The organism is Streptomyces sp. NPDC001443, from assembly GCF_053597355.1.
Genome location: NZ_JBSFIA010000025.1, coordinates 1 through 23,563 on the forward strand (window position 1 = coordinate 1; position 23,563 = coordinate 23,563).

Below are 23,563 nucleotides of genomic sequence, written 5' to 3' on the forward strand. Positions count from 1 at the left end.
GCTACGAACGCAAAGCCGAACACTTTCTCGCCTTCGCCGCCATCGCCTGCACCCTCATCTGCTACCGCCGACTCGCCAAATGAGATGACTTCTTAAAGCGGGGATCGTAAGCCGGTGATCTGGCTGTACAGCAGCGAGGTACAGCGACCATCGCGACCGGACCCAACCGCCAACAGTCCCGCATGACCATCTGACCATCTGAGCAGACCCCAGCGGCCGTGGCGCCCATAGTTCGCATCGAGGTGGCACGAGCGGTGTCGGCTGACTCCAGTCGCGTTACGCTGCGCGCCCCGGGGGTGATCATGAGTCTTACCGTTCCGCCAGCTCCGTACGACATCGCGGAAGTATTGCCAGAACTCGTGCCGTATGCGCGGGCAACCACGCTGCTGTATCCGCGCGCCGGTAGCCCCGAACGGAATGAGAGCTCGCTGGGTGGGCCGCTCCTGTGGCCCGCCGATGAGCCCTGGCCGACGTGTACGGCTCCCGACCACTACAACCCTGCCCGCGGTTGCGCGGTGGTCGGGCCGGCCCCTGTCTCCCTGGTGCCCGTGCTGCAGCTCATCGCTCGCGACGTTCCGGCATTGACGTTTCCGGCTGGCGCCGATGTGCTCCAAGTGCTCTGGTGCCCGCTGATCCATTCCGAACACGACCAGCACTCGCCGGTGCCGGTACTGCGTTGGCGATCCGTTGCCGACCTGGCGGATCGGCCACTGCTGGATGAGGCGCCGCGGCCTTATGAGTTCGATGACGAGTACGTCCCACGGCCCTGCGTGCTACACCCCACCGAGACCGTGGAGTACCCCAACTGGGACATGCCCGCGGAGTTGTCCGAGCGCGTGGGCGAGTGGAGCGAGGAGATGGAGGAGTCCTGTGGCATCTCCTACTACGACGCCTTCACCACCCGGCAGAGCAAGGTCGGCGGATACCCCGGCTGGACACAGCCGCCGAACTGGCCGCACTGTTCGTGCGGTTCCCCGATGGAACACTTGCTGACCATCTCGGCGAGTGAATCGTGTGGCCGCTGGCTCCCGGTCGAGGAGCGCACCCGTTCCGGCTGCGGCTGGGAAACTTCCGACGACCCGGAACTGCAGCGCGGCAGCCACGAAATGATCATGGGGGACTGTGGAGGCGTTTATGTCTTCGTCTGCCGCGGCTGCCCCACCTGGCCCACAACCCACCGCTACGACTGCTGAGCCGTGAGCCGCCGGCGTTGGGCTGAGCGGCACTCGAGACCGCCCCGGTGCATCCGGTGCAGCTGAGGTGGCCATCGCCCGGATTCACTGGCCTCACCGATCAAGGGGCCGGTCGACCAGGGGGAGGTGGCATCCTCGTAGTGCTTGGTGCTCAACGAAGGGGGCCGCTTGTCGCGCGATACGGCCGAAGCAGAGGCGGGAATGAAGGGGATCACCTTCCCTGCTTGGTACGGAAAGCACTACGTGACTCTGGCGGAGATGCTGGTCCGCCTCGGCAGTTTCGGCCTGGACCTGATGTGGCGCGTCGAGTGCGAGGAGGTCGTCCCTGGCAGTGTCGAGATTGAGAGACGGTCCGCCGGCGCTGGCATGGACACGTTGACGCTGTTGTCGCTGACGACCCCGTTCCTTCAACTGATCAACGCCGAGGCGCGTGGGTTCGCCGGGGACGAGTTGGTGGTCGTCCTGACCGAAGCAGACAGCTCGTGGTGGGACGTCAGGGCCGTCGACGAGCGCGTGCTCAGCGAGCTTCGTCGTCACTACCCAGATGCGACGGACCTCTGAGTCCGTTCACTTCGTTGCGGCGGTGGTAGATCACGCTGTCGAGACCAGTTGGCCGGTCACCTCTGTCGCCGCGACTTTGCGGGGCTCACCTGGCGTGATGCCTCAAGATCCCGTCTACGCCTCGTCCACAGACCCCGACATACGCCCGCTTCGAGCGGCGTACGCCTGCACAAACACGAAGACCCCGCACCCAGCGTTTCCGCTGGTGACGGGGTCTTTAGGCACTTCATGCGAAGTGCCCCCGGCAGGATTCGAACCTGCGCACACGGCTCCGGAGGGCCCTTGAGTCCTGGAGGAAAGCACCGGTCAGACCCTTATGAACCCATGACGGCCCGAGGTTCGTCCACGGATAGTCCACGCTGACCACGTATATCACTGTGCGTGAAGGTCGCCGGGCCCCTGCCACTGCGGGAACGTCGTGGCAAACCCGTAGTCCTTGGCAACCTGCTCAAGCTCGCCGGTCCACGGCATGTCGGTGAGTACCTCGCAGAGGCCGCGGCCGGCCCACGGGCCTTTCCCTGCCTGAGCGGGCACGCATGGGGCACTGCCCGAAACTGGGAGGGCAAGCGATGTTTCTGATCCGCATCTTCGTACGCTCCATCTCCCCTTGGTCTGGACTAGGCGAATCGACCGGAACAGTCCCTGGTGGTCAGACGTCGTCCGGAGCGGTTGCGGTGGAGTCAGATACGCAAGCGTGACCGTCATCACCTGAGCTGATCAAGGTGCGCTCCTGCTGAGACCGCCGCCGTGTCCGCGGATGGCTCGAGTGCCGAGAATTACCCGCCGCGGTCGCATTTGCAGAGTAGATAGCTCCACCGCAGCCCGAAATCCCCTAACTGCGGTACAGAGATAGGGGAGAATCGGTCACCTCAGTTGACGCCCTGACGGTGTGTCCGCTAGCGTCATCGCACGTGACGGTGCGTCAAAGTGGCGCCCGTGGGGTGGGGAGTTTGAGCATGCCTACGTCTTTGAAGCCGGTGACCACCGGCCTGCCCGTCGATCTTCGAGAGATCCGCAAGGGGGTCATGGCGAACGGCGTCATTGACTGTGAAAACCTCCTGGCGATCGTCAACGATCCCCAGGAGGTCGAGGACGCCACCAAGCGCGCACAGAAGGCCGGACAGCCGATCAGCGAGTATGCCCGCACGCGCGCTGAGATCCAGCGGCTCTTGGGTACTGCGGGCAGCAAGAAGGCCAAGAACGTCGGCGAGTACGCCGACTACATTGCGGCCGGCCTGCGAGGGGACTTCGACGACGCTTGGTCGCTGCCGCAGATCACCCTGTGGTCGCCGCGCCCGCTGATCATCTCTGAGGACGGCTCGTCGGCCCTGCCGATCAAGGACGGCCTCTACGCTCTCGACAGCGAGACCCAGGTCACCGCCTGGCACCGGATCAAGAAGCACCCGGGCGCGTACGGCTTGGAGGACTGCGACTTCGGCGCGATCCCGCTGTCGTTCGAGATCTTCCACGGCATCAGCGTCATGGCCGCCCGCCAGATCTTCCACGACCGTAACCTGAAGGGCGTTCCGGTCGACAAGTCCCTGGCTATGTCCATGGACGGCCGCGACTTCGGCACCACCGTCACGCGCAAGCTGATGGAGTCGCTGAAGGTGCCGGCCGGGGAGACCACGGTTCCGCTGTCCAGCCTGATCCTCACCGGCAAGCGCCAGGTGTCGGACAAGGCCCCGGAGTGGATGACGATGTCGGTCCTGCGGACCCTCGTCGCAACGGCCATGCTCGGTAAGGCTGGTATCCACGCCGCGTCGACCGGCATCGAGCATGAGGACATCCCCGCCAACGAGAGCGGCGACCGACCGGACAAGGCGGTCGTCCAGCGCGAGGTCATGGAGACGGTGGGTGCGTTCCTCCAGGAGAACGCCGCGCTCTTTCACGCCAAGACTGCCGTCACCGCCCCCGCCGTCGTGGCCGGCCTCGGCGCGACCATGAACCGCACCATGTCTTGGAGCGCCGACCCCATGCCCGAGGGGATCACCCTGGAGCGAATGCTGGAAGGTATCCAGTGGGAGCGTGAGGCGAAGTACTGGAGCGGCATCGCGGCCAAGGTGACCGACCGGGGGGCCGTCTCCTGGGCGGGCGGTGCCCGTGACTCCGGACACAAGGTCTACGACGCGCTGAACCACCCGGAGAGCGACACGGGTAAGCAGATCCGCGGACGGTTCTAGCTGTAGGTATCGGCTCCTGACCAGCAAGTTTGGGCAGGAGCCGATTTTGTTTTGGGCCTGCAGCTCGTGGCCGCGTTTCCTCTTGGACCCTCTCGTAGTGACACCTTGATCACGCGTCTTCCTCGGTGTTCCCCGTGGCTTCCCGCACGACCTGGCATGGTTCTGGCACGTCTGCCCGGGGTGCGGAATGACTCCACACTTACCCCTCGTCTTCATGCGTCGGCCGTTGTCGGTGCGGCCCCGTAGCCTGAGGCCATGGTTGGTATAGGCGAGAACTTCCCTCACCTCGTCGAGTCGTCGGCGGTGGGCCAGTCCGCTGCGGGCGTCCAGCCTTACTACGCGCAGCGCGCCGCAGCGCTGGGGCAGAGGTACGGGAGTGTCACCTTCGAGGGAGTGCATGGCGGGGTACTGGATCTGCTTCCGCCGACGTCGGCGAAGGTGCTGGACGTAGGTGCTGGCACTGGGCGGGACGCAGTGGCACTCGCACGGCGTGGTTACCAGGTGGTGGCGGCGGAGCCGGTCCGTGAGCTTCGGGAGGTCGCGCGGAGCCTCAACCCGTGTGAGGACGTCTGTTGGGTCGAGGACTCACTGCCCGCACTGACCCACCTGCAAGGGCCTTTTGAGCTGGTGCTGCTGTCGGCTGTGTGGATGCACCTGGTGCCGGCCGAGCGTGGGCAGGCGATGGAGCGGCTGGCCACGCTGCTGGCTTCGGCGGGGCTGCTGATCGTCTCGCTTCGGCGCGGAGTCCCGCCGACAGACCGGGTGATGTTCGATGTGCCTGCGGAGGAGGTCGTGCGGGACGGGGAGCGAGCGGAGCTGCGGTTGGTGCGACTGGTGGAGGAGGGCGCGGACCAGCTCGGCCGTGCCGAGGTGTGGTGGCAGACGGTTGTCCTGCGCAAGGGGGGCGAGTGAGCGGGCGCGAGTTCTACGCCCAGGATTCCTCGGCGCGCGCGTCGTGGCGGTTGGCAGTGCTAATGGGAGCCAACTCGCGCACCTACAAGTTTGCTCTCGGCCAGGCTCTGCTGGAGTTCGGGCGGACCGGGCGAGAAGAGATACCCCTTGCCGAGCTCGCCGCTGCCTACAGCCTGGGCCTAGTACAGCATTTGGCCCAAAATCTGCAGGCGCCGCAGACGGTGGAGCTGGGTGACAAGGACTTCCTCACTGTCGCTGAGCAGGAGAGAGCCGCGACGCTGGAGGCCGGTCGGCCCACCGAGCGTCTGCTTGCAGCCGCAGCGCGGTCCATGCCGATGATGGTGATGCAGAAGTTCCACAATCTCCGCGGTGACACTGCGGTGCCCCACACCTTCTATGAGCTGGCAGGGACGGGACGGCAGCGTGTCGTACGCCTGACCCCGGACTTGCTGCGACTGGCACAGTCGGAGCAAGCACCGAGCTTGGCTGCGGAGTTGGGTGCGCGCTGGAGCATTGTGGAGAGCTCCTTCGCTGCCGGCGTCGGGCGCAGCCTCGTAGAGGAGGGTGTCACGGTCGACTGGGACACCCTGAGGATCACCGACAAACGCCGACGCCGCTCGGTGACCGGCATCGTTGACGCCACGGTCGGTTTTCAACACGGCCGCTGCCTGATCTGCGGCGATGTTCTGGCCCCAGGGGACGCCATAGCCATCGACCACGTGTTCCCGTTCTCCCTGATGCATCGCTTCGACAGCGTCGGCTCCTGGCACGGTCCAGACCTGGACGCCCTGTGGAACCTTGCCCCCGCACACGCAACCTGCAACGGAGCCAAGAGCGACCGACTGCCCACCCCGGCCGAACTCGCCCGCCTCGCGGCCCGGAATGACGCAATCATGCAGTCCCCCCATCCCCTGCGCCGCACACTGCAACTCAGCCTGAAACACGCCCTGCCCGGCCAGAAGGCGCCCTCGTGGATCGAGTTCCTGGGAGCGGTTCAGACAGCAGTCTGAGTCCGACCCCAGGAGTCCTGGGCCAATTACGGACGGCGTGCATGGCTCAGGAGTGATCGCGACGGATGAGCACCGCTTTAGAGGTCATCTCATTTGGATGGTTCGGTAGGCTTCCTGGGTGGGGATCGTTGAGCGGCTGGTGCCGGATGAGTTGTGGGAGTTGTTCCAGCGGGTGGTGCCGGAGGCGCCGACCCGTCCTCAGGGCGGCGGTCGGCGTCGGCACGGTGACCGGGAGGTGCTGGCTGCGATCGTGTTCGTGGCCACGTCGGGCTGCACGTGGCAGCAGTTGCCGTCCGCCTCGTTCGGGCCTTCGGGACCCACGGCTCACCGGCGTTTCACCGAGTGGTCGAAGGCCCGGGTGTGGGCGAAGCTCCATCGCCTGGTCCTGGACGAGCTCGGCTCCCGCGGGGAACTGGACTGGTCCCGCTGCGCGATCGACTCGGTGAACATGCGGGCCCTGAAAGAAGGGGGATCTGACAGGTCCGAATCCGGTGGATCGCGGCAAGTACGGGTCGAGGATCCACTTGATCACCGAGCGGACCGGTCTGCTCCTGTCGGTGGGCATCTCGGGGGCGAACACGCACGACGGTCAGGGCCTGGAGCCGCTCGTGCGGGGTATCCCGCCGATCCGCTCGCGGCGCGGTCCGCGCCGCGAGCGGATCGGCAAGCTGCACGGCGACAAGGGCTACGACTACCGCCACCTGCGGCAATGGCTTCGAAGCCGGGGTATCACGCACCGCCTGGCCCGGTGAGGCATCGAGTCCTCTGCTCACCTGGGCCGCCACCGCTGGGTCGTGGAGCGGTCCGTGGCCTGGCTCGCCGGCTGCCGCCGCCTGCACCGCCGCTACGAACGTAAAGCCGAACACTTCCTCGCCTTCGCCGCCATCGCCTGCACCCTCATCTGCTACCGCCGACTCACCAAATGAGATGACTTCTTAACCGGCTCAAGCGTCACCGGGCCGTGGCGACCCGATACGAAAAACTCGCCGTCCGTTACGAGGCGACCGTGCTGGTCGCAGCCATCAACGAGTGGCTGTGACCAGCACTTTCGCAACAGACCCTAGTGCACTGATGCCATACGTGGTCGCCGGTTGTCGCCGCCGTCCGTGATCGTTGATGTCAACGTTGGATGTCAGCGGAACAGCCCTGGTACCGGGCAGACCTCCACCGGTTTGTCCGGCCGGTCTGCCCAGCTCCACCAGACATGCCCATCGACACACCTCCACAGCGACCGACAGGTCCGCCGGCCGTCGTCCTTTCGCGTGGAGAGCACCGGACCGCCAGACTCCATAGGTTGGCGGCACTCGGGACAGGTCGTGGCGCCGTTGGTCATGGTGCGCACACCAACTGAGTAGACGTTCGCGGTCGTTCGCCGGTGTTGTCACGCAGTTAGACACTCACCCGGCGACGCCACTTCCGGTGCGCAGGATGGGCGCGACTCAGGGCGCTTGGTGAGTTGCCGGTCAGACCTCCACGGGCACTCGGTCGGGCGAGCGCCGTCCGAATGGAGTCCGCGGAGGCTGACCTCCGCTCAGATGTGGCACCCGAGGCTCTGGCTCGCACCCGTGGATCACGCAAAACGCCAAACACTCCCGTCTGGGCGGGACTTACGGGATCATGAGGCTTGTAGTCATCAACCTTGAGTGGGGGCTTTGTGTACAAAGAGGTCGAGTCTGCCGATGGAAAGTCATTTTTCCTGGTCGAAGTCGTACCCCTGGCAGTCGAGAACTTTGATCAGTCGAAGCTGCTTCGAGGTGCTGGCCGGTCGGCTCAGCAGGCGCTCCATGGGCTTCGGGACGTGGGCGACGCAATCGCGCAGACCTGCGAAGACGTATCCGCAGCTATCCGTGGTCGGTTCGGAGACTCACCACCGAGCGAGTTGGAAGTCCGCTTCGGGGTATCTCTCTCTGGAGAGGCCGGAGTGCCACTGGTAGGGAAGGTCAAGGCTGACTCGACCTTCGAGGTCCGAGCTAGATGGACGCCGTCAACGTAGGCGATGAGTCAACCAATCCACGCCTGAGGTGGTAAATCTAGCCCCATAGAGTGACCTTCGTGAACCACTAGGGGGATCCCCCCTGGTTGGCGCTGTGCCCTCTTGGTAACCTTCCCGGCATGGGTGCGTCAGCGTGGCAGGGTAAGGCAGGCCTCAGTCCGACTGAGAGGGCACTGCTCGAGGTGATGGATGCTGGTCTCAGGGCGGATACGCAGGCTGTTCGTGAGCAGTGCCGGCGACTCATGCGGCGTCCACCAGAGGACGCGCATCATGCTGTAACCCTGCGTGCGGAGTTGCGGGCTTTGCTCACAGCTTCGCAGGGGCAGAACCCGCTCCGCGGAGTCGACGTAGCACAAAGTGCCGCAGCGGTGACTCCAGAGACGATGAACCTTCCGCGGGATCCTGAGACCAACCAAGTTCTGCTGCGAGTAGCGGAAGCTGCCGCGAGTCATGGCCCCATTTTGGATGACGTCACTCGACAACGTGTAGATGCGCTAATCGCGGAACGTCCGCTGCGTGAGGCGTTGGTGGATGCCGGGCTTCAGCCTTCGCGTAGCGTGCTTCTTAGCGGACCGCCTGGCGTTGGCAAGACTCTCACCGCATCCCACATCGCCAGCCAGATGAAGCAGACACTGCTGGTCGTCGACTTGGCTTCAGTGATGTCCAGTTATCTAGGACGCACAGGGCGCAACCTTCGGTCCATCCTTGATTACGCATCGCAGAATGAATGCGTCCTGTTCATTGATGAATTTGATGCTTTGGCGAAGCGTCGAGAGGATGATTCGGATGTTGGTGAACTCAAGAGGTTGGTCAATGTTCTACTGCTGGAACTTGACCGTTGGCCACCTGGTAGTTTCCTGATTGCTGCGACGAATCATAAAGAGCTATTGGATTCGGCAATCTCTCGACGATTTGATGTTCTGATTGAGCTCCCCCTCCCGGAAATCGACGAAAGAAAGCTTCTCATCTCGTCTCTTCCTGCGGTTGTTTCCACTGCAGTGTCTGACGATACCTGTGGCCTGATGGCCCTAGCCACGGACGGCCTTTCGCATTCAGACATCGTGCGGTTGTGTAACGGTATCGCTCGGGAATCGATTGTACGAGACGGTAATCTATCCTCGCTTGAGGAAGGCCTTGTGAGCCTGGCTGTACCGAAACTACGCGCGCTGGCTGGTGAGGATCCAAAGGTTCGAGAGAAAGTGGCAGTGGCAGCCAGCGTACATCTAGGGCTTTCGAATAGGAAAATCGCCAACCTACTCGGCGTAAGTCATCCAACCATCAGTAGGGCAATTTCAGCGTTCCAGGAGCGCGAACAGCAGTAATTTTATCTTTTGGGGGCGGGGAAATGAGTAAGGGGACTGGCGGGCGTATCCTCGTAGGAGGAGAGCACATGTCGGAGATGATTGACAGGACAGGTGGTGGGGGGAGCAAGTTCCATCCGTACACATTGGCAGATTCACAAAGGATCCTCGGACCACAGGCCCTGGTGCTGCGTAACGCTGCGCGCACGCTGGACGAAAAATTGCGCAGCGATCACGTCGTTTTCGAGGTAAAGCTACTTCCGAATTATCTGGCGAATAGCTATTTCCCTGAAAGGCTAGTTAAGCTGCTTGGGCTCACCGCCCTAGGGTCTCGCCCTGCTACTGGCGATTTGATACTGCGCAGCAAAACGGAATTCGATGTTCCAACTAAAACTTTAATCGTTGCCGGTGATAACGAGAGTCTTGAGCGGCTGACTCGTATCCTCTCGGGAGGTGCCCTGAATCGCCGCGAAAAGGGGGCGGCGGAAGATCTAAGGAGATTTTCTGATATTCACCTACCGCGGGTGACTGAGATTGTAAAAGGGTCGGCAGGTGCCGTTGCGGAACCCGCGGATGAACGGGAAGCATTTGAAGCTGTTCTCCACCCTGACCCCGATCTTCCTGGGATTTCGCGGCGACCTCTGTCGGGCGAAGTGTTTGGAAAATTTGAAAGGTACATTCGAAGCCTCGGGGGCGAAGTCGTCAGTGACAGGCGGGACGTAGTAGGCGGACTGACGTTCGTGCCAGTTCTTCTGCCTTCAGAAAAAGCGAAAGAAGCTGCAGCTTTCAACCCGTTGCGCTCAATACGCAAGATGCCGCGCATCCGTCCCGTCCCAGCCATTCCTCTTCGATCAGCGCCCGGCGTTTCGAAGCCTGCGCCGCCGCCTGCCGAGGCTGATGCTCCCGAGGTACTCATTTTTGATGCTGGCATTGACGTTAACGGCGACTTCTTTGCAGGCTCTGTTAACCAAATAGATCTCACTGCAAAGCCGGCCTTCCCTGGGTGCATAGAGCACGGCAGCGCTGTAACGGGCGCTATTCTGTACGGGAATGTTGAAGCGGGAAGTCGCCTGCAGTCTCCACAGGTGCGTGCCACTCACTTCCGCTGCATTCCTGGACACGACACTGACGGGGTCGAGCTGTACTGGCTTCTGGATCAAATCCAAAAGCAAGTTGCGGACAGCGATGCAATGATCGTTAACCTCAGCCTTGGGCCTGAGGTTCCAGTTGACGATGGTGAGCCGCATCGTTGGACTGCTGTGCTGGATGCGCTGGCCTATGAAAGGGACATTCTCTTTATCGCCGCTGCCGGGAACAATGGGGAGGAGGCTGGAGAGGGTGCAAACCGAGTCCAGGTGCCCGCCGATATGGCCAACGGTCTCAGCGTCGGCGCCTGTGACCGACCGCACCCGGAAATGATGTGGTCAAGGTCGTCGTATAGCGCGATTGGACCTGGCCGCCCGGGTGCGACGGTCCAGCCGGCAGTACTGGCCTACGGTGGTGACGCTGACCGCCCCTTTGCGCGCTTGATGGGCGACGGGCGGCTTTCATACGACTGGGGTACTAGTTATGCCGCGCCACTTGCGGCGCACGGTCTGGCTAAGCTCAGTACCCAACTGGGCGACCGGTCTAGTGCCTCAGCCCTGCGGGCTTTCGCGGTTCACTTTGCGGAGCCTCATGCCGATTCAGACCATCTGTTGGAATCGGGGCATGGGAGAATGCCGCTGGATTTTTCAAACGCGCTCCTTTGTTCCAACCAGCAGGTAACTGTTCTTTACCAGGCTTCAATTGAGCGAGAACAGATACTTGGGTTTACGCTGCCAGTTCCTGGAGGGATTGACAGGGGGAAGGTGATGGTGAAATGGACGCTCTCCTACGCTTCCCCTACCGATCCCACAGAGGCTGTGGAGTACACCGAGTCAGGCTTGGAATTTACGCTTCGTCCTCACTCGCAGGTCTACAGCTTTCGGGACCCTGAAAATCCGAGCCGTACAGTTAAAGTCAACATTCAAGAGGATACGGATCGCGTGGCTGCCCTTCTCGAAGAGGGCTGGAAAATGAGCCAGCAGCCAAGTACTCGTTCGCAGAAGGTAGGCCCAAAGGCATCGGAATCTAGTCGTCGTCGAGGAGGAAAGTGGGAGACGGTAATGCAGGGGCAGGATTGCCTAATGGCAAAGAGTCTCCACCTGCCGAGACTTGATATTGAGTTCCTTACGCGTGAAGGGGGAATGTTGACGAGGGATTCTCCTCCAGTGGACTTTTCGCTAGTTGTAACCGTGGAGTCGCTTTCTGGGCTCCCGGTATACGATCTGGCAAAAGTGGATTTCCCTGTACTTTCAGAGTTGCCGGTTCCCGTTCCGCTGCGACTTCGGACGTAGGTCGGTGGAGTCTCAATGACCGAGTCAAGGTGACGGGCGCCGGCCGATGGTGTGGCCGGCGCCCGTGTAGGCCAAGGCTTGAAGTCTGGCCTCATCCTTATCAGGTCGATCATAGGGAGCTGTGGACGTCGATCAACTCACCTGGGGCTTCCGCCGCTCGCCAGATAAGGTACGGTGCTGACCGCTCATGTACGGGCCCTTTCATGTCAGTAGTCCACGGCGCCCTTGACAAGACGAGGAACGCAGCTCATTCCCATTCCCGCTGGTCACGCCTGGCGGCGACGATCTCCTTCTGCGCTTCGTCTAGCCGCTTGAAGGTTGGGGACGACACAGGCTCGTTCCCGCCCGGGACGCTCGCCATGTCGAGACGTCCGTCGTCGATAGCGGCGAGGGCGCGGAGATCCGCCCGTTCCCCAGCAGCGTTTCCGTCGCGACAGACGATCACCGCTATCTCTTTTGCATCGCAGTGCTCGTTGTCGCAGTAGAGCTCCACGCGTCCGTTGTCGTGGTCGTTGTCATGCGCGGAACGCGTGACCGAGTGCCCTCCACAGAAGTAGCACTGGAAGCGCGTTGCCCTCGCGCCCCTAGAGATCCTGGGTTGAGCGTGACGCACCCAGGGTGTGGTGCCTGCCTCCCACTGGTCCGGCTCCATACACGTGCTCCTTGCAGTCGTTGTGACGATCAACGTGCAGCGTAAGGTGTTGGCGCAGTGGGGGTAGCCGGTCGGGTGACCACGCGGCCGGTGGAGCGGCTTTGGGGTGGCGCTGCTTTGGCGCGAGTGATCATGGCCCCGTAAGCTTCCGGCGCGTCGGGCAGTCTGTGGACCTGCCCGGTAAAGCACGACGTTGGGGCCATGATCTTCGAGGCTCGCGCCAAAGTGGCTCCGTAAAGCCGTGGAGCCGACCGCCCCAGCCACGACATACCCCCTTCTCTGGCATCAGGTGGCTGCATGCTTTGGGCGCGGCACGGGCGCTGGCCGGGCTGGAGCGGGGCGGAGACAGGAGCGCAGGCTCGGCCGGGGGCCGGGCCGCGCGCGGGGAGCGGAGCGAGCCGCCTTGAACCCGTGAAGAAGGTTGTTACTCAGGTGGCCTCTGGCGCGTGTAGGCGGCTCCAAAGCAAGTAGGCACTGCTGCAGAGGACTTGCCGTCGTTACGACTGGACCACGAGATTTGTGCATCTGCTCGCCGTACCAACGCTTCAGAGCTACATTCACCTGGTGCTTCTCAGGTTCAAGGAGCGGGCTGTGGCTCGCGCGCAACGTAGACTCGCACCGTTCATGGAGCCCGGCGAGATCGTTCTGGAGGTCGACATCTGCCAAGGCGGCTCCGATCTATTCCAGATCCTGAGCGGCCGTGGCCCGCGAGTTCATGTCGCTCTCTCTGACAGGGCGCTGTACCTCATCCAGCGCGGTGGCGGCACTGATCGGCTCCCGGTCAGAGAGATATCTGACGTGGACTTCAAGGATCGTCCTGACCCTGCTGATCTCGTCGCCAGCGCGGTGTATGCCGCTGACCGACTGGCGCGGCTGGTCAAGATCCGTCTCTGGGACGGTACGACAGTTGCCCTTATGCCGGTGGGGCGAAACGCGGTGGCGCTGTTCGGGCCTGCGCTTAAAGCACGTGTGCCGGACCGAACCGTGGCGGAGCACCGGATCGAGTTCGGAGACGGGCGTGGCGTTAGGGTGCTCCAGCAACGCGGCAGACCTGGCAGCGTCGGTTATGACTGGGACTTTGTCCCGGATGACGGTGTGGACGTAGACAAGGAGCCGCTAAGCGCGTTGTTCAACCAAAGGATGCGCGAACTGATGCGCAAGGCTGGCGATCCCAATGCAGACACGCCTCATCCGCAACCAGCCGAGTGAGCGTGCCGTCTCAGCGGCTTAGGTGGCGGCGGCGATGTGCCACAGTGGGGCTGTGTATCGCTCCGGTCGGCTGTTGATGAGCAGTTGGCGCAGGTCATCGCGTTGTGAGCCGTCGAGGTTCAAGACCTCGGTGAGGTGGCGGAACGTCGTGTGAGTGACTCCGTGGCTTCGGGCCTCTGCCTCGAATTGGGAGAGTTGGCGGAAGACCGATTCGGGGTCGAGCCTCGTCGGCTGTTGCTCCTTGAGCCAAAGGGCCTTGTTGCGCTCGTAGTCGATCTCCGAGGAGCCGCAGATCTCGCGGCTCAGTTCCTCCACCTGGTCCAGGGTGTTGGTTGCCATGACCGCGCGGGCCAATTCATTGCGGCTCAGGGCGTCGTCCAGATCGATTTCGTGGACCGTGGGGCCCTCGTCCGTGAGGGGGATGGGGAGGCCGGCGTCTCGGACTTCGCAGATGCCTCGGACTCCTCGTGAAGTTGCGGCGAGCATCCCGGTTGCCTCGGAGGGGTGCCATTCCAGGACCGAGCTAACCGGCTCCGTGTTTTCCGCGGTGAACCTGTGGACGAGTGGACCGAACAGGCTGCGTATGTCGTCGACGGGGACTTCGCCGTCCAGGCCGGGGCCGGCGACCAGTAGCCGGATGGGAGCGTCTACCTGGCAGCACGCTGCCAGCGTCAGAGCGTCGGCAAGAGGGCTCTTGAGCGTCGGCTCGTCGCCTCGCGCGAGGATGTCGCCGCCCACGTCCAGCAGGTCGATCGTGGTCGGCTTGAAGTGGCCGATCAGTCCTTCCAGTTGGCGAGTGATGCCCTCGGCGCCATGGCGGGGGTCGATCAGAGCGAAGGTGTGCGGGAGCTCTGCCGCGAGGCGGGGGAGGGTGGATCCCGCTGGAGCGATCGGGCGGGCGCTGGCCGGTACCGACCAGACTGCGTGGGTCACGGGTTCGAGGCCCGTGAAGTTGTCGGGGCCTCGTGGACCCGGTACTGGATCGATCAGCAAGCGGTCCCACGCGTACGTGAGGATCACTGCATGGTCGGGCTCGTCGCCGTACAGAGCGGCGTCAAGCATTGCGGCGGCGACTGCGTCGCCCCCTCCTCCTGCTGCGACGATCAACCGCGTCATGCGCCCCACATTACGGGTTCGACCCCTGGCCACTCACCCTATAGTGGCTAGAGGCCATAGCCACTTGAACGAGGAGGGGACATGCCTCAGATCGAGGAGGCGCAGCCGAAGTATCTCCAGATCGCTCACTTCATCCGCGATCAGATCCTTCGGGGTGACCTGCGGCCGGGGGACGAAGTCCCCTCGGAACGGCAACTCGCGGCCACCTGGAAGGTGTCCCGGCCGACGGCCGCGCGGTCTCTGGAGGCGCTGAGCCATCAGGGGCTCGTCGAGAAGCGGCAGGGGTCGGGCACGTACGTGCGCAGCCTCGAAGTCAACCGGCGGGCGCGAGAGTTGTACGGGCGGGCGCGGCAGACCGGGAAGATCTACACCTCTGGCGAGTATGCGGTGATCACCTCAGCGGGCTGGCTGGAGGCCCCGGATCACGTCGCTGAGGCGCTGGGCCTGGTGAAGGATCGTCGGGCCGTGCACCGCCGGCGCGTGACCAACAACCAGGACGGGCCCATCACTCTGTCCACTTCGTGGTTCGCGCCGGACGTCGGGCAGCGGGCGCCCAAGCTCCTGGAGCCTGAGCGGATCCAAGAAGGCACCTTGATGTACGTCGAGAACATGACGGGACGGCAGGGGAGTTACGCCGAGGACCGCATGTGTGCTCGGCAGGCGACGGACGAGGAGGTGCAAGACCTTCAACTGGAGTCAGGGTCGGCCGTCTTGATCGTGCACCATGTGGTGTTCGACCTCCAGGACCGGCCGTTGGAGTTCGCCGAGGCCACCTACCCGCCGCACCGCTGGGCGTTCGAGCAGGGCTATCCCCTCACCTGACGGCTGCCGGTTCGCCATTTCGGCGAACCGCTTGCATCCCACAGGTGGCTAATGCCACTATCCAGTAAGTGGCTAAGGCCACTTCATGAAGGGGGCACGGCGTGACGAGTCGGCGGCCGGATCAGGGCGCGCACTTACCTTGCCGGGGATGTCGTGGGCGCGGCTGGAAGCGAGTCGGCTCCCGTACGGACCTGGCACTCTCCACAGTCAATGGCCGTGTCCGTCCCACATCGAAACGGCGCTGCCTCGACTGCGACGGCAGCGGCAGGGAGTGAACGCGGATGGGCTACACGATCGACCGCTATCCCTCTGCGGACTCACCGCGGCTCGGTGCGATGACCTTGCACCCCGTCGCGGAGTCCGTACCCCGGGCCCGGCGCTGGTTCCGGAAGTTCATCGCCCCGTACAACCCGGCCTGCTCGGTCGACGACTGCGTGCTGATGCTCTCCGAGCTGGTGACCAACGCCGTCGTCTACGGCCGATCGGACGACCCGTGGATCGTCCGGGTCGAGTGGTTCCGTGAAGGGGCCTCGCTCCGCGTCGACGTGCACAATCCGGGGTATCCGGCGAACGTGCGACTGCGGCGTCCCGAGGCGAATGACGCACACGGGCGTGGGTTGCTGCTCGTCGACTCCGTCGCGGAGTCCTGGCGGTGCGGGCCCAGCCGTTTCGGCGGCACGGTCGTCTCCTTCGTGATGGCCGATGCCTGGCCCGACTGAAGCGGACTTGGTGCCGTGGTATTGCGTAATTGGATTTATCGCTAGTCTGGTTGACCAGTTGACTTGGCCAATCTCGACGGGCGGCATTCATGGCGTATGAAGTGGAGGCACCTAAGTACGTCCGCCTCGCCCAGACGATCCAACGCCGCATCGAGGATGGCACGTACGCGCCAGGCACTCGGGTGCCCAGCGAGAATCAGTTGGTCCAGGCGTTCGGGATGTCCCGGCCTACCGTGGTCCGCGCTCTGGAGCTGCTGAAGCGGGACGGCTGGCTGGAGTCCCGGCAGGGTTTCGGCACGATCGTGCGTGGTCGGCCGGCCGTCGTCGAGCAGAAGAACCGGCGTGGGCGGGAAGCGCTGGAGCGCGATGAGTCGCGGACCCCGGGGCGGCTGGCCGCGGTGGATCGCGTGCCCGTTCCGGCGCGTGTCGCCTCAGTGCTCGGGCTGCCGAAGCGAGCCGAAGTCCTGATGCGCCGGTTCCTGGTCGAGGAGGAGGGGGAGGCGGTCGAGCTCGTTTCGTCGTACTTCCCTGCCGGCCTGGTCGACGGCACCGAGCTCGGGAGCTCCGAGCCGTTGAGTGCCGGGGTCCGGGAGTACTTGGAGGGGCGGAAGAAGGTCCGCTTCGACCATGTGACGGAGCGGGTCTCTGCCCGGTTGCCCGATGTCGGCGAAGCTGAGCTTCTGGGCCTTGCCGACGGGGTTCCTGTGCTCAGTGTCCTGGTCATCGCCTTCGATGCATCGGGCCAGGCGCTACAGGTTTCCGACGTGCTGCTTCCTGCCGATGGGCAGGAGCTTGAAGACACGTACCGCTTGAACTGAGCCCAGAACAAGGGCTGTTGATGCTTGATCGTACTTGACAAGTCAACCTGGCAACTCTAACTTCGAACTTGCTAAGTCAACCTGTCAGGCAATGGGTTGATCGATCTCAGAAGGAGAACTCTCTGTGCGTGTGATCCGTATCGACACCTCGTCCGCCACGATCCTGCTCACCGAGGCGCCGGCACCGAAGGTGCGTGACCGGCAGACCGGTGAGATCGCCAAGGACACCGTGAGCGGCGAGGCCCTGATGACCGTGGGCGTCGTCTACATCGACGAGGGCGAATCGGCCCTGATCCAGGTCACCATTCCCGAAAGCGGGGTGGCGGACGGGCTGACCGTCGGCGCTCCGATCGCGCTGCCGGGCCTTGTGGCCCGCCCCTGGCAGAGCGTGTTCAACGGCCAGCAGCGCCACGGCATCGCCTACCGGGCCACGGCCGTTATGCCGGGGGCCTTCTCGATGGCTGAGGCGGGCTGATCGCGTGACGGACCTGGTGACGGTGGCCGAGCTCGGCGGGTCGCTCGCTGCGATAGGCGGCGCGGCCTACCTCCGGCACGCTCACCCCGCTGCGTACTGGTCCACGGTCGGGCTGCCCGTCTCGGTGGCCCGGCTGCTGGGCTCGTACTCCTCGACCATGGACGCCTGCGGGCTGACCGTCGCGCCTCCCCGCTGGCGGGCCCTGGCCATCCGGGCGACCACCCGACGGGAGGTCCGGCCGGTACCGCCCCGCCGGGGCATCATCCGGCCCACCTCGACCGGTCTGCGTATGCGGCTCCGGCTCGCCCCGGGCCAGGAGCCGGCGGACGTGGCGGCCTCGGCCGAACGCCTCCGGCACGCCTGGGGCGTCCACGCCGTGTACGTACGGGACATCAGGCCCGGAGTCGTCGAACTGCGGCTCGTCGGCTTCGACGTCCTGCGCAAAGTGCGGATGCCGCGCCGGACCGGGACCGAGGGCGATCTCTTACGGGTGCCGGTGGCGCTGCGGGAGGACGCGACCGCGTTCGTCCGTGACTACCGGGCCGTGCCGCACGAACTCGTCCTCGGCGCAACGCTGTCGGGCAAGTCCATGTACCTGCGCAACCTGATCGCTGGCCTGGCGGCTCAGCACGTCGTCCTGGTCGGCATCGACTGCAAGCGTGGCGTCGAACTCTCGCCGTTCGCCGCCCGGCTCTCAGCCCTGGCGACCGACCCCGAGCAGGCGGCCGAACTGCTGCCGGTGCTCGTGAAGGAAATGGAGGACCGATACGACCTGATCAAGGCCCGACAAGGCATCGCCCCTGGCACCCCCGACGAACTGATCACCTCCGACATCTGGGGTCTGCCGGAGAACGAACGGCCTTCGCCCATCGTGCTGTTCGTCGACGAGGTGGCGGAACTCTTCCTCGTCGCGACGCGCAAGGAGGAGGAACGACGGGACGAGATGGTCACCCAGCTCATCCGGCTCGCTCAGCTCGGCCGCGCGGCCGGCATCTACCTGGAGGTCTGCGGGCAGCGCTTCGGCGCCGAGCTGGGCAAGGGCGCCACCATGCTTCGCGCGCAGCTCACCGGCCGCGTCTCCCACCGCGTCAACGACGAAGCCTCCGCGAAGATGGCTCTCGGCGACATCGCGCCGGAAGCCGTGTACGCCGCCTGTTCCATCCCCGCGGATCGCCCGGGTCTCGCCGTCGCCGGTGACACCTCCGGCGGCTGGTCCCGCATCCGCACCCCGTACATCTCGCTCGCCGCCGCCGCGGCCACCTGCCGCGACACGGCTCACCTCGCCCCCGACGTACCGGCGCTCTCTCCTTTCCGGCCCTACGTCCTGCCCGCGCCGACCGTGAAGCCTGCCGGGCCCGTGAGCCACCCTCGGCCGGTCGCCGAGTAACCCCACCCACCCCCTGACTCGACGCGCCATCGCGTCAAGTCCCTACCCCGTCATGCCCGAAAGGAGGAGAGCACCCACCATGTGCCCCGACTGCGAGGACTTCGCCCGAACCGTCGTCCTGCTGGGACAACTCGCCCTGTACGCAGGCACGTCAGATGCCGACGAGACCTTCGTCGACGCCGTGGGCGTGTCTCTGGCCGCCTCCCTCCCGGAGCCGCCGCCCGGCATCTTCCCGCCCGGCTACGACCCCGATGACGGCCCGGACTACCTGGGCGAGCCGTACTGATGTCCCGCCCCGTCTTGCGCGCGGACGCGGTCCTGGTCCAGGCCGTCATTGCCGGGGCTCTGTCCTTCGCCCACCTGCACGACCTCGCCGCCGCTGCCGGGCAGAGCGGCTGGAAGGCCTGGGCCTATCCGGTCTCGGTCGACCTGCTTCTCGTCGCCGCCTGGCACCGGCTCCGTACCGGCGGATCGAAAGCCGCCGCTTGGTGCTGGTTCCTCGTCGCCCTGACGGCCTCGCTCGGGGCCAACGTCGCGACCGCCGGCCTCCTCGACCTGGGAGAGGTACCTGCCTGGCTGCGGATCCTCGTTGCCGGATGGCCCGCGGTCGCCTTCCTCGGCGGAACCCTGCTCGCCCACCGCGCCCCTACGACGACACCGGGCCCGGAACCGGATACGACGCTGGCCACGGTCGACCCGGAAGAGCCGGTCGCACCGGTCCCTGAGCTACCCGCCGCCACATCCCTCCCTTCCACCGTGCCGCCCGCCCTCGTCGCCCTGGCCCGCAAGGTCGCCGACGAACACCGCACCCGGACCGGGACGGCCATCGACACCACGACCCTTCGCGCCCGCCTCGGCGTCCCACTGCCGCTCGCCGAAGCCATCGCCGCCCAACTCGCTTGACCCGGAGGACATCCCACCTTGCGCCCGTCCACGCTCCGCGCGCTGAACCGCGCTGCCGAGCTGACCCGACAGAACCGCCTCACCGAAGCCATGTTGATCGCCGAGCCGGTCATCCTCACCGCCGACAGCTACGAGGGTGACGAGATCGTGCGCTGGCTCGCCGACCACGTCGCCGACTTCACCGGAGAGAACGAGACCGCAGAGACCGATAAGGGAACCGACTGATGCCCGCCAACCCGCGCTTCCGTCGAGTCGTCCGTATCGGCCCCGTCCAGGTCGCCACGTACTACGACGGTCGGGGCCGCGAAAAGCACACCGCCGCCTGCCTGGCTCCGCGCTGCGGCTTCTCTACCGACTACGACAGCCGCGCCGCCGCCGAACTCGCCGCCCGCACCCACCGCTGCGCCGCCCGCTGAAGGAGCTCCCGTGACCGTCTCGCTGCCACTCGTCCTCGTCCTGGGCCTCATCGCCTGGGCCGCGATCAAGTTCCTCGGCGTCCGCGTCTGGCTCGTCGTCGTGATCGCGCTCTTCGGCTTCCTGCTCTCCCGGACCTTTCTTGCCCCGGCCATCGACTCCGGCACCCGCTCCGGCGTCGACGTCGTCAACGGCACCCATGACTGAAAGGAGGCACTCCGTGTTCCGCCCCAAGCTGCCCGACGTCCCGACGCTGCCCGGCTCGAACGCCCTGAGCACTCACCACACCCACACCCCGGCGCCCTCCGCCGGCCACCACTCCCTCAGCCCTTACGTGGGCGCGGTCGCCGCGGTGGTCGTCGTTGGAGTCGTCCTGACCGCGCTCCTCGCGGCCGTCGCCGTCACGGCCATCTCCGTGGCCATCGCTGCCGTAGTCCTGCGCTCCCTCGTCACCGGCGCCAACAAGCGCTGACCGGCCGCCGGGGCGACAACAAGCCGCCAAGCATCCCGCCGCCCCGGGGCCGTCCCTCCCCACCGCCGAAACAGCCGAAGGGAATCCTCATCATTACCCGGCAGACTCCGCCCCCGCTGGCGGAACTCTCAACGCTGGCGTCCATAGGCACCTTGCCTGAGCTGGCCCGCCAACTCTCCACCCTGGGCGGTTGCACCCGCCCCGTCCGCCTCGACGGTCACCGCACGGAGTATGCGGTCGATACCGCGACCGGCGAGATCGGCCGCGCCCTGCACCACCTCGACTCCGCCGCCCTTCCGGCCGGCAACCTCCTTGTTCGCTGCAACAACCGACGCGCGACCCGCTGCCCGGCCTGCGCCGAGACCTACCGCCGAGACACTTTCCACCTGATCACTGCCGGACTCCGCGGAGGCAAAGGCACCTCGGACCAGGTCGCCACCCACCCGCGGGTCTTCGCCACCTTCACCGCTCCCGGCTTCGGCCCGGTCCACAACCGCCCCGCAGGCGGTCGTGCCTGCCGCTGCGGCACCCACCACGACGACCAGGACCCGGCCCTGGGAACACCGCTCACACCCGACTCGTACGACTACGAAGCCGCCGTCCTCTGGAACGCCCACGCCGGAGCCCTCTGGCGCCGCTTCTCGATCTATCTCCGCCGGGAGGTCGCCAAGCGCGCCGGCCTCACCCAACGCGCCTTCCGCCATCACGCCCGTCTCTCCTTCGCGAAGGTGGCCGAGTACCAGAAGCGCGGCGCGGTCCACTTCCACGCGGTCATCCGCTTGGACGGCCCCGAGGGCGGTGACACTCCACCCCCGGCCTGGGCAACCGCCGAGCTGCTGGCCGACGCCATACGCGCCGCCGCGACGGCCGTGCGCGTCGACGGTCCGGAGGTCGACGGCCGTCGGCACTCCTTCGTCTTCGGCCGACAGCTCGACGTCCGGCCGATCCGCTCCGCCGACTTCGACAACGGCCAGGAGCTCACCGAGCGGGCCGTCGCCTCGTACATCGCGAAGTAGGCCACCAAGGGAGCCGAGACCACGACCGGCACCCTCGACCGCCCGCTCCGGTTTCTCGCCGAGCTGGCCCGAGCCAGGCTGAGCGAACACGCCCGCCGGCTGATCCGTACCGCGTGGGCCCTCGGCGCCCGTAAGGACCTGGAGCACCTCCGCTTACGCGCCTGGGCGCACATGCTCGGCTTCCGCGGCCACTTCTCCACCAAGTCCCGCCGCTACTCCACCACCCTCGGCGCCCTCCGCGCCGCCCGCGCCGACTGGCGCCGAGCTCAAGCGGCCGCCGCGCTGCCCGAACGGGAGCCCGAGACGACGTACGTCCTGGCGCACTGGTTCTTCGCCGGAACCGGCCTCTCGGCCGCCGAAGCCTGGCTGTCTGCGTCCCTCGAACCCGCCCTCGGAACGGAAGGAGAACCGACGTGAACCACCGACGCGATGAGCTGATGACCGTTCCCCAGATCTTGGATGAGCTGGGTGGGGTCTCTCGCCGGACGTTCTATCGCTGGCGCGAGTTGGGGTATGGGCCGGCGGCATTCAAGCTGCCCAACGGGGAGCTCCGGGTGTGGCGGAGTGACTTCACCACGTGGCTGCGACAGCTGGAGGCTGCCGCGTGAAGTCTCTCGATGTGAAGGTCTGGGCCGTACGGAAGCGCGATACGAAAACGCCCTCGTACGGCGTCCGGTGGTCCGTGGCGGGCAACGTTTTCTCCGACTCCTTCCGCACGAAGGCACTGGCCGATCACTACCGCGCGAAGTTGATGCGGGCGATGCGCGACGGCGAGGAGTTCGACCAGGCGTCCGGGCTTCCGGAGTCGATGGAAGAGAAGAAGTCGGCTGTGTCCTGGTACGACTTCGCCCTCAGGTACCTCGCCATGAAGTGGCCACACGCCGCCCCCAATACGCGTGACGGCATCAACGAATCGCTCACCAGCGTGACCGTGGAGCTCCTCGACGAGCGGGCTGGACGGCCGTCCGATCAAGCCATCCGCCAGGCGCTCCGCAACTGGGCCTTCGTCCTGCCGGGGCCTGATGACCGAGACGTCCCGGACGACGTGCGGAACGTCCTTCACTGGGTGTCGAAGGCATCGCGACCGCTGGCCGATCTCGCTGAACCGGCTACGGCCCGTGCGGTGCTGGACTCGCTGAAGCTCAAGCTCGACGGTACGGCCGCGGCCGCCGAGACCGTGCGGCGTAAGCGGCGGACTCTCGTCAACGCTGCCAACTACGCGGTCGACCTGGGGGAGCTGCGCGAAAACCCGATCATGGCCGTCCGCTGGCAGAAACCGAAGGTCTCCAACCAGGTCGACCCTCGCGTTGTCGCGAACCCCGAGCAGGCTCGCAATCTCCTGGCTGCCGTCTCCTACGTGGGCGGCTACCGGCGGGCCCGCGGTCGGCGCTTGGTGGGTCTCTTCGCCGCCATGTACTTCGGGGGTCTCCGGCCGGCTGAAGCGGTCGGCCTGGTCGAGACGGACCTGAACCTCCCTGGACAGGGCTGGGGGTCGGCGCTGCTCCACCGGACGCGTCCGTCGGTCGGCAAGCAGTGGACCGATTCGGGGGAGACCCACGACGACCGCGGTCTGAAGAACCGGCCTGTCGAGGACGTCCGGCGAGTGCCGATCCCGCCCCACCTGGTCGCTGCACTACGCGAGCACCTGGCGACCTTCGGCACGGCGGACGACGGACGGCTCTTTTTCAGCGAGAAGGGCTCGGTCGTCCCCTCGTCGACGTACTACCGCGTGTGGCAGGAAGCCCGGCTCCTCGCGCTCCCTCCGGTCGTGGCGGCCTCGCCGCTCGCGAGTCGGCCGTACGACCTTCGGCACTCGGCGCTGTCGACGTGGCTCAACGCGGGTGTTGACCCGACCGAGGTGGCCGAGCGTGCCGGCAACAGCGTCGAGGTCCTGCTGACTCGCTACGCGAAGTGCCTCGACGGACGGCAGGACGTCGCCAACCGGCGTATCGAGGATCTGCTTCGCGAGTACGAGTGAGACACGCTGCACCCCACCGAGGCCCCGGGCAACTTGTCCGGGGCCTCTCTC

At 65.5% G+C, this 23,563-nt stretch carries 24 protein-coding genes and 2 pseudogenes; 24 read left to right on the plus strand and 2 right to left on the minus strand.

Annotation, left to right across the window (positions count from 1 at the left end; translation table 11 throughout):
• Positions 1 to 548: 548 nt before the first annotated feature.
• From ACWC24_RS24455 to ACWC24_RS24495, 9 genes and pseudogenes are all read left to right on the plus strand, one after another.
• Positions 549 to 1,193, plus strand: a complete 645-nt coding sequence (locus tag ACWC24_RS24455; RefSeq protein WP_450665001.1) for a hypothetical protein — start codon at positions 549 to 551, stop codon at positions 1,191 to 1,193.
• 147 nt (positions 1,194 to 1,340) lie between these two features.
• Complete coding sequence (locus ACWC24_RS24460) at positions 1,341 to 1,754, plus strand: hypothetical protein (protein WP_450665104.1); 414 nt, start codon at positions 1,341 to 1,343, stop codon at positions 1,752 to 1,754.
• Positions 1,755 to 2,731: 977 nt separating this feature from the next.
• Positions 2,732 to 3,937 carry a DNA sulfur modification protein DndB gene (locus ACWC24_RS24465; RefSeq protein WP_450665002.1) on the plus strand — a complete coding sequence of 402 codons (1,206 nt, stop codon included), beginning with the start codon at positions 2,732 to 2,734 and terminating at the stop codon, positions 3,935 to 3,937.
• Positions 3,938 to 4,192: 255 nt separating this feature from the next.
• Positions 4,193 to 4,849 carry a class I SAM-dependent methyltransferase gene (locus tag ACWC24_RS24470; protein ID WP_450665003.1) on the plus strand — a complete coding sequence of 219 codons (657 nt, stop codon included), beginning with the start codon at positions 4,193 to 4,195 and terminating at the stop codon, positions 4,847 to 4,849.
• Positions 4,846 to 5,859 (plus strand): HNH endonuclease, encoded by a 1,014-nt coding sequence (locus tag ACWC24_RS24475; protein WP_450665004.1) that lies wholly within the window; start codon positions 4,846 to 4,848, stop codon positions 5,857 to 5,859. The genes ACWC24_RS24470 and ACWC24_RS24475 overlap by 4 nt, the downstream gene beginning before the upstream one ends.
• Positions 5,860 to 5,983: 124 nt before the next feature.
• Positions 5,984 to 6,785 (plus strand): annotated as a pseudogene (locus tag ACWC24_RS24480) (IS5 family transposase).
• A gap of 728 nt (positions 6,786 to 7,513) precedes the next feature.
• Positions 7,514 to 7,852 carry a CU044_2847 family protein gene (locus ACWC24_RS24485; protein WP_450665005.1) on the plus strand — a complete coding sequence of 113 codons (339 nt, stop codon included), beginning with the start codon at positions 7,514 to 7,516 and terminating at the stop codon, positions 7,850 to 7,852.
• 119 nt (positions 7,853 to 7,971) lie between these two features.
• Positions 7,972 to 9,174 (plus strand): AAA family ATPase, encoded by a 1,203-nt coding sequence (locus tag ACWC24_RS24490; protein ID WP_450665006.1) that lies wholly within the window; start codon positions 7,972 to 7,974, stop codon positions 9,172 to 9,174.
• Positions 9,175 to 9,242: 68 nt separating this feature from the next.
• The gene (locus ACWC24_RS24495) at positions 9,243 to 11,531 is read left to right on the plus strand and encodes a S8 family peptidase (protein ID WP_450665007.1); all 2,289 of its coding nucleotides are present in this window, start codon (positions 9,243 to 9,245) and stop codon (positions 11,529 to 11,531) included.
• Positions 11,532 to 11,778: 247 nt separating this feature from the next.
• On the opposite strand, the gene ACWC24_RS24500 is transcribed toward ACWC24_RS24495, so the two are convergent.
• The gene (locus ACWC24_RS24500; protein ID WP_450665008.1) at positions 11,779 to 12,024 is read right to left on the minus strand and encodes a hypothetical protein; all 246 of its coding nucleotides are present in this window, start codon (positions 12,022 to 12,024) and stop codon (positions 11,779 to 11,781) included.
• 678 nt (positions 12,025 to 12,702) lie between these two features.
• Between ACWC24_RS24500 and ACWC24_RS24505 the strand changes: the two genes are divergently transcribed.
• Positions 12,703 to 13,392 carry a hypothetical protein gene (locus ACWC24_RS24505; RefSeq protein WP_450665009.1) on the plus strand — a complete coding sequence of 230 codons (690 nt, stop codon included), beginning with the start codon at positions 12,703 to 12,705 and terminating at the stop codon, positions 13,390 to 13,392.
• Positions 13,393 to 13,410: 18 nt separating this feature from the next.
• On the opposite strand, the gene ACWC24_RS24510 is transcribed toward ACWC24_RS24505, so the two are convergent.
• Positions 13,411 to 14,508: a DUF1152 domain-containing protein gene (locus tag ACWC24_RS24510; RefSeq protein ID WP_450665010.1), complete on the minus strand. Its 1,098-nt coding sequence runs from the start codon at positions 14,506 to 14,508 to the stop codon at positions 13,411 to 13,413.
• 81 nt (positions 14,509 to 14,589) lie between these two features.
• Between ACWC24_RS24510 and ACWC24_RS24515 the strand changes: the two genes are divergently transcribed.
• The 14 genes and pseudogenes from ACWC24_RS24515 to ACWC24_RS24580 all read left to right on the plus strand — a co-directional run bounded on the left by ACWC24_RS24515 (position 14,590) and on the right by ACWC24_RS24580 (position 23,512).
• A complete protein-coding gene (locus tag ACWC24_RS24515) occupies positions 14,590 to 15,330 on the plus strand; it encodes a GntR family transcriptional regulator (protein WP_450665011.1) in 741 nt (246 codons plus the stop codon).
• 281 nt (positions 15,331 to 15,611) lie between these two features.
• Positions 15,612 to 16,049, plus strand: coding sequence for an ATP-binding protein (locus ACWC24_RS24520; RefSeq protein WP_152889193.1), 438 nt, complete (start codon positions 15,612 to 15,614; stop codon positions 16,047 to 16,049).
• 89 nt (positions 16,050 to 16,138) lie between these two features.
• Entirely contained in the window at positions 16,139 to 16,867 is a 729-nt protein-coding gene (locus ACWC24_RS24525; protein ID WP_450665012.1) for a GntR family transcriptional regulator, read from the plus strand.
• A gap of 124 nt (positions 16,868 to 16,991) precedes the next feature.
• A complete protein-coding gene (locus ACWC24_RS24530; RefSeq protein ID WP_351602771.1) occupies positions 16,992 to 17,342 on the plus strand; it encodes an SCO3933 family regulatory protein in 351 nt (116 codons plus the stop codon).
• A 4-nt stretch (positions 17,343 to 17,346) separates the two neighbouring features.
• Positions 17,347 to 18,729: an FtsK/SpoIIIE domain-containing protein gene (locus ACWC24_RS24535; protein WP_450665013.1), complete on the plus strand. Its 1,383-nt coding sequence runs from the start codon at positions 17,347 to 17,349 to the stop codon at positions 18,727 to 18,729.
• 79 nt (positions 18,730 to 18,808) lie between these two features.
• Positions 18,809 to 19,015, plus strand: a complete 207-nt coding sequence (locus ACWC24_RS24540) for a hypothetical protein (RefSeq protein WP_450665014.1) — start codon at positions 18,809 to 18,811, stop codon at positions 19,013 to 19,015.
• Positions 19,015 to 19,632, plus strand: coding sequence for a DUF2637 domain-containing protein (locus tag ACWC24_RS24545; protein WP_450665015.1), 618 nt, complete (start codon positions 19,015 to 19,017; stop codon positions 19,630 to 19,632). Before ACWC24_RS24540 ends, ACWC24_RS24545 begins: the two co-directional genes overlap by 1 nt.
• A gap of 18 nt (positions 19,633 to 19,650) precedes the next feature.
• A complete protein-coding gene (locus ACWC24_RS24550) occupies positions 19,651 to 19,857 on the plus strand; it encodes a hypothetical protein (RefSeq protein ID WP_450665016.1) in 207 nt (68 codons plus the stop codon).
• On the plus strand, positions 19,857 to 20,048 hold the full coding sequence (locus tag ACWC24_RS24555) for a mobile element transfer protein (RefSeq protein ID WP_450665017.1): 192 nt from the start codon (positions 19,857 to 19,859) through the stop codon (positions 20,046 to 20,048). The genes ACWC24_RS24550 and ACWC24_RS24555 overlap by 1 nt, the downstream gene beginning before the upstream one ends.
• Before the next feature lie 10 nt (positions 20,049 to 20,058).
• On the plus strand, positions 20,059 to 20,253 hold the full coding sequence (locus tag ACWC24_RS24560; protein ID WP_390646296.1) for a hypothetical protein: 195 nt from the start codon (positions 20,059 to 20,061) through the stop codon (positions 20,251 to 20,253).
• Between the two features lie 13 nt (positions 20,254 to 20,266).
• A complete protein-coding gene (locus tag ACWC24_RS24565) occupies positions 20,267 to 20,518 on the plus strand; it encodes a SpdD protein (RefSeq protein WP_450665018.1) in 252 nt (83 codons plus the stop codon).
• A gap of 116 nt (positions 20,519 to 20,634) precedes the next feature.
• Positions 20,635 to 21,951 (plus strand): annotated as a pseudogene (locus tag ACWC24_RS24570) (replication initiator).
• 20 nt (positions 21,952 to 21,971) lie between these two features.
• Complete coding sequence (locus ACWC24_RS24575; RefSeq protein WP_355803087.1) at positions 21,972 to 22,142, plus strand: helix-turn-helix transcriptional regulator; 171 nt, start codon at positions 21,972 to 21,974, stop codon at positions 22,140 to 22,142.
• A complete protein-coding gene (locus ACWC24_RS24580) occupies positions 22,139 to 23,512 on the plus strand; it encodes a tyrosine-type recombinase/integrase (protein ID WP_450665019.1) in 1,374 nt (457 codons plus the stop codon). Before ACWC24_RS24575 ends, ACWC24_RS24580 begins: the two co-directional genes overlap by 4 nt.
• The last annotated feature ends 51 nt before the right edge of the window (positions 23,513 to 23,563 follow it).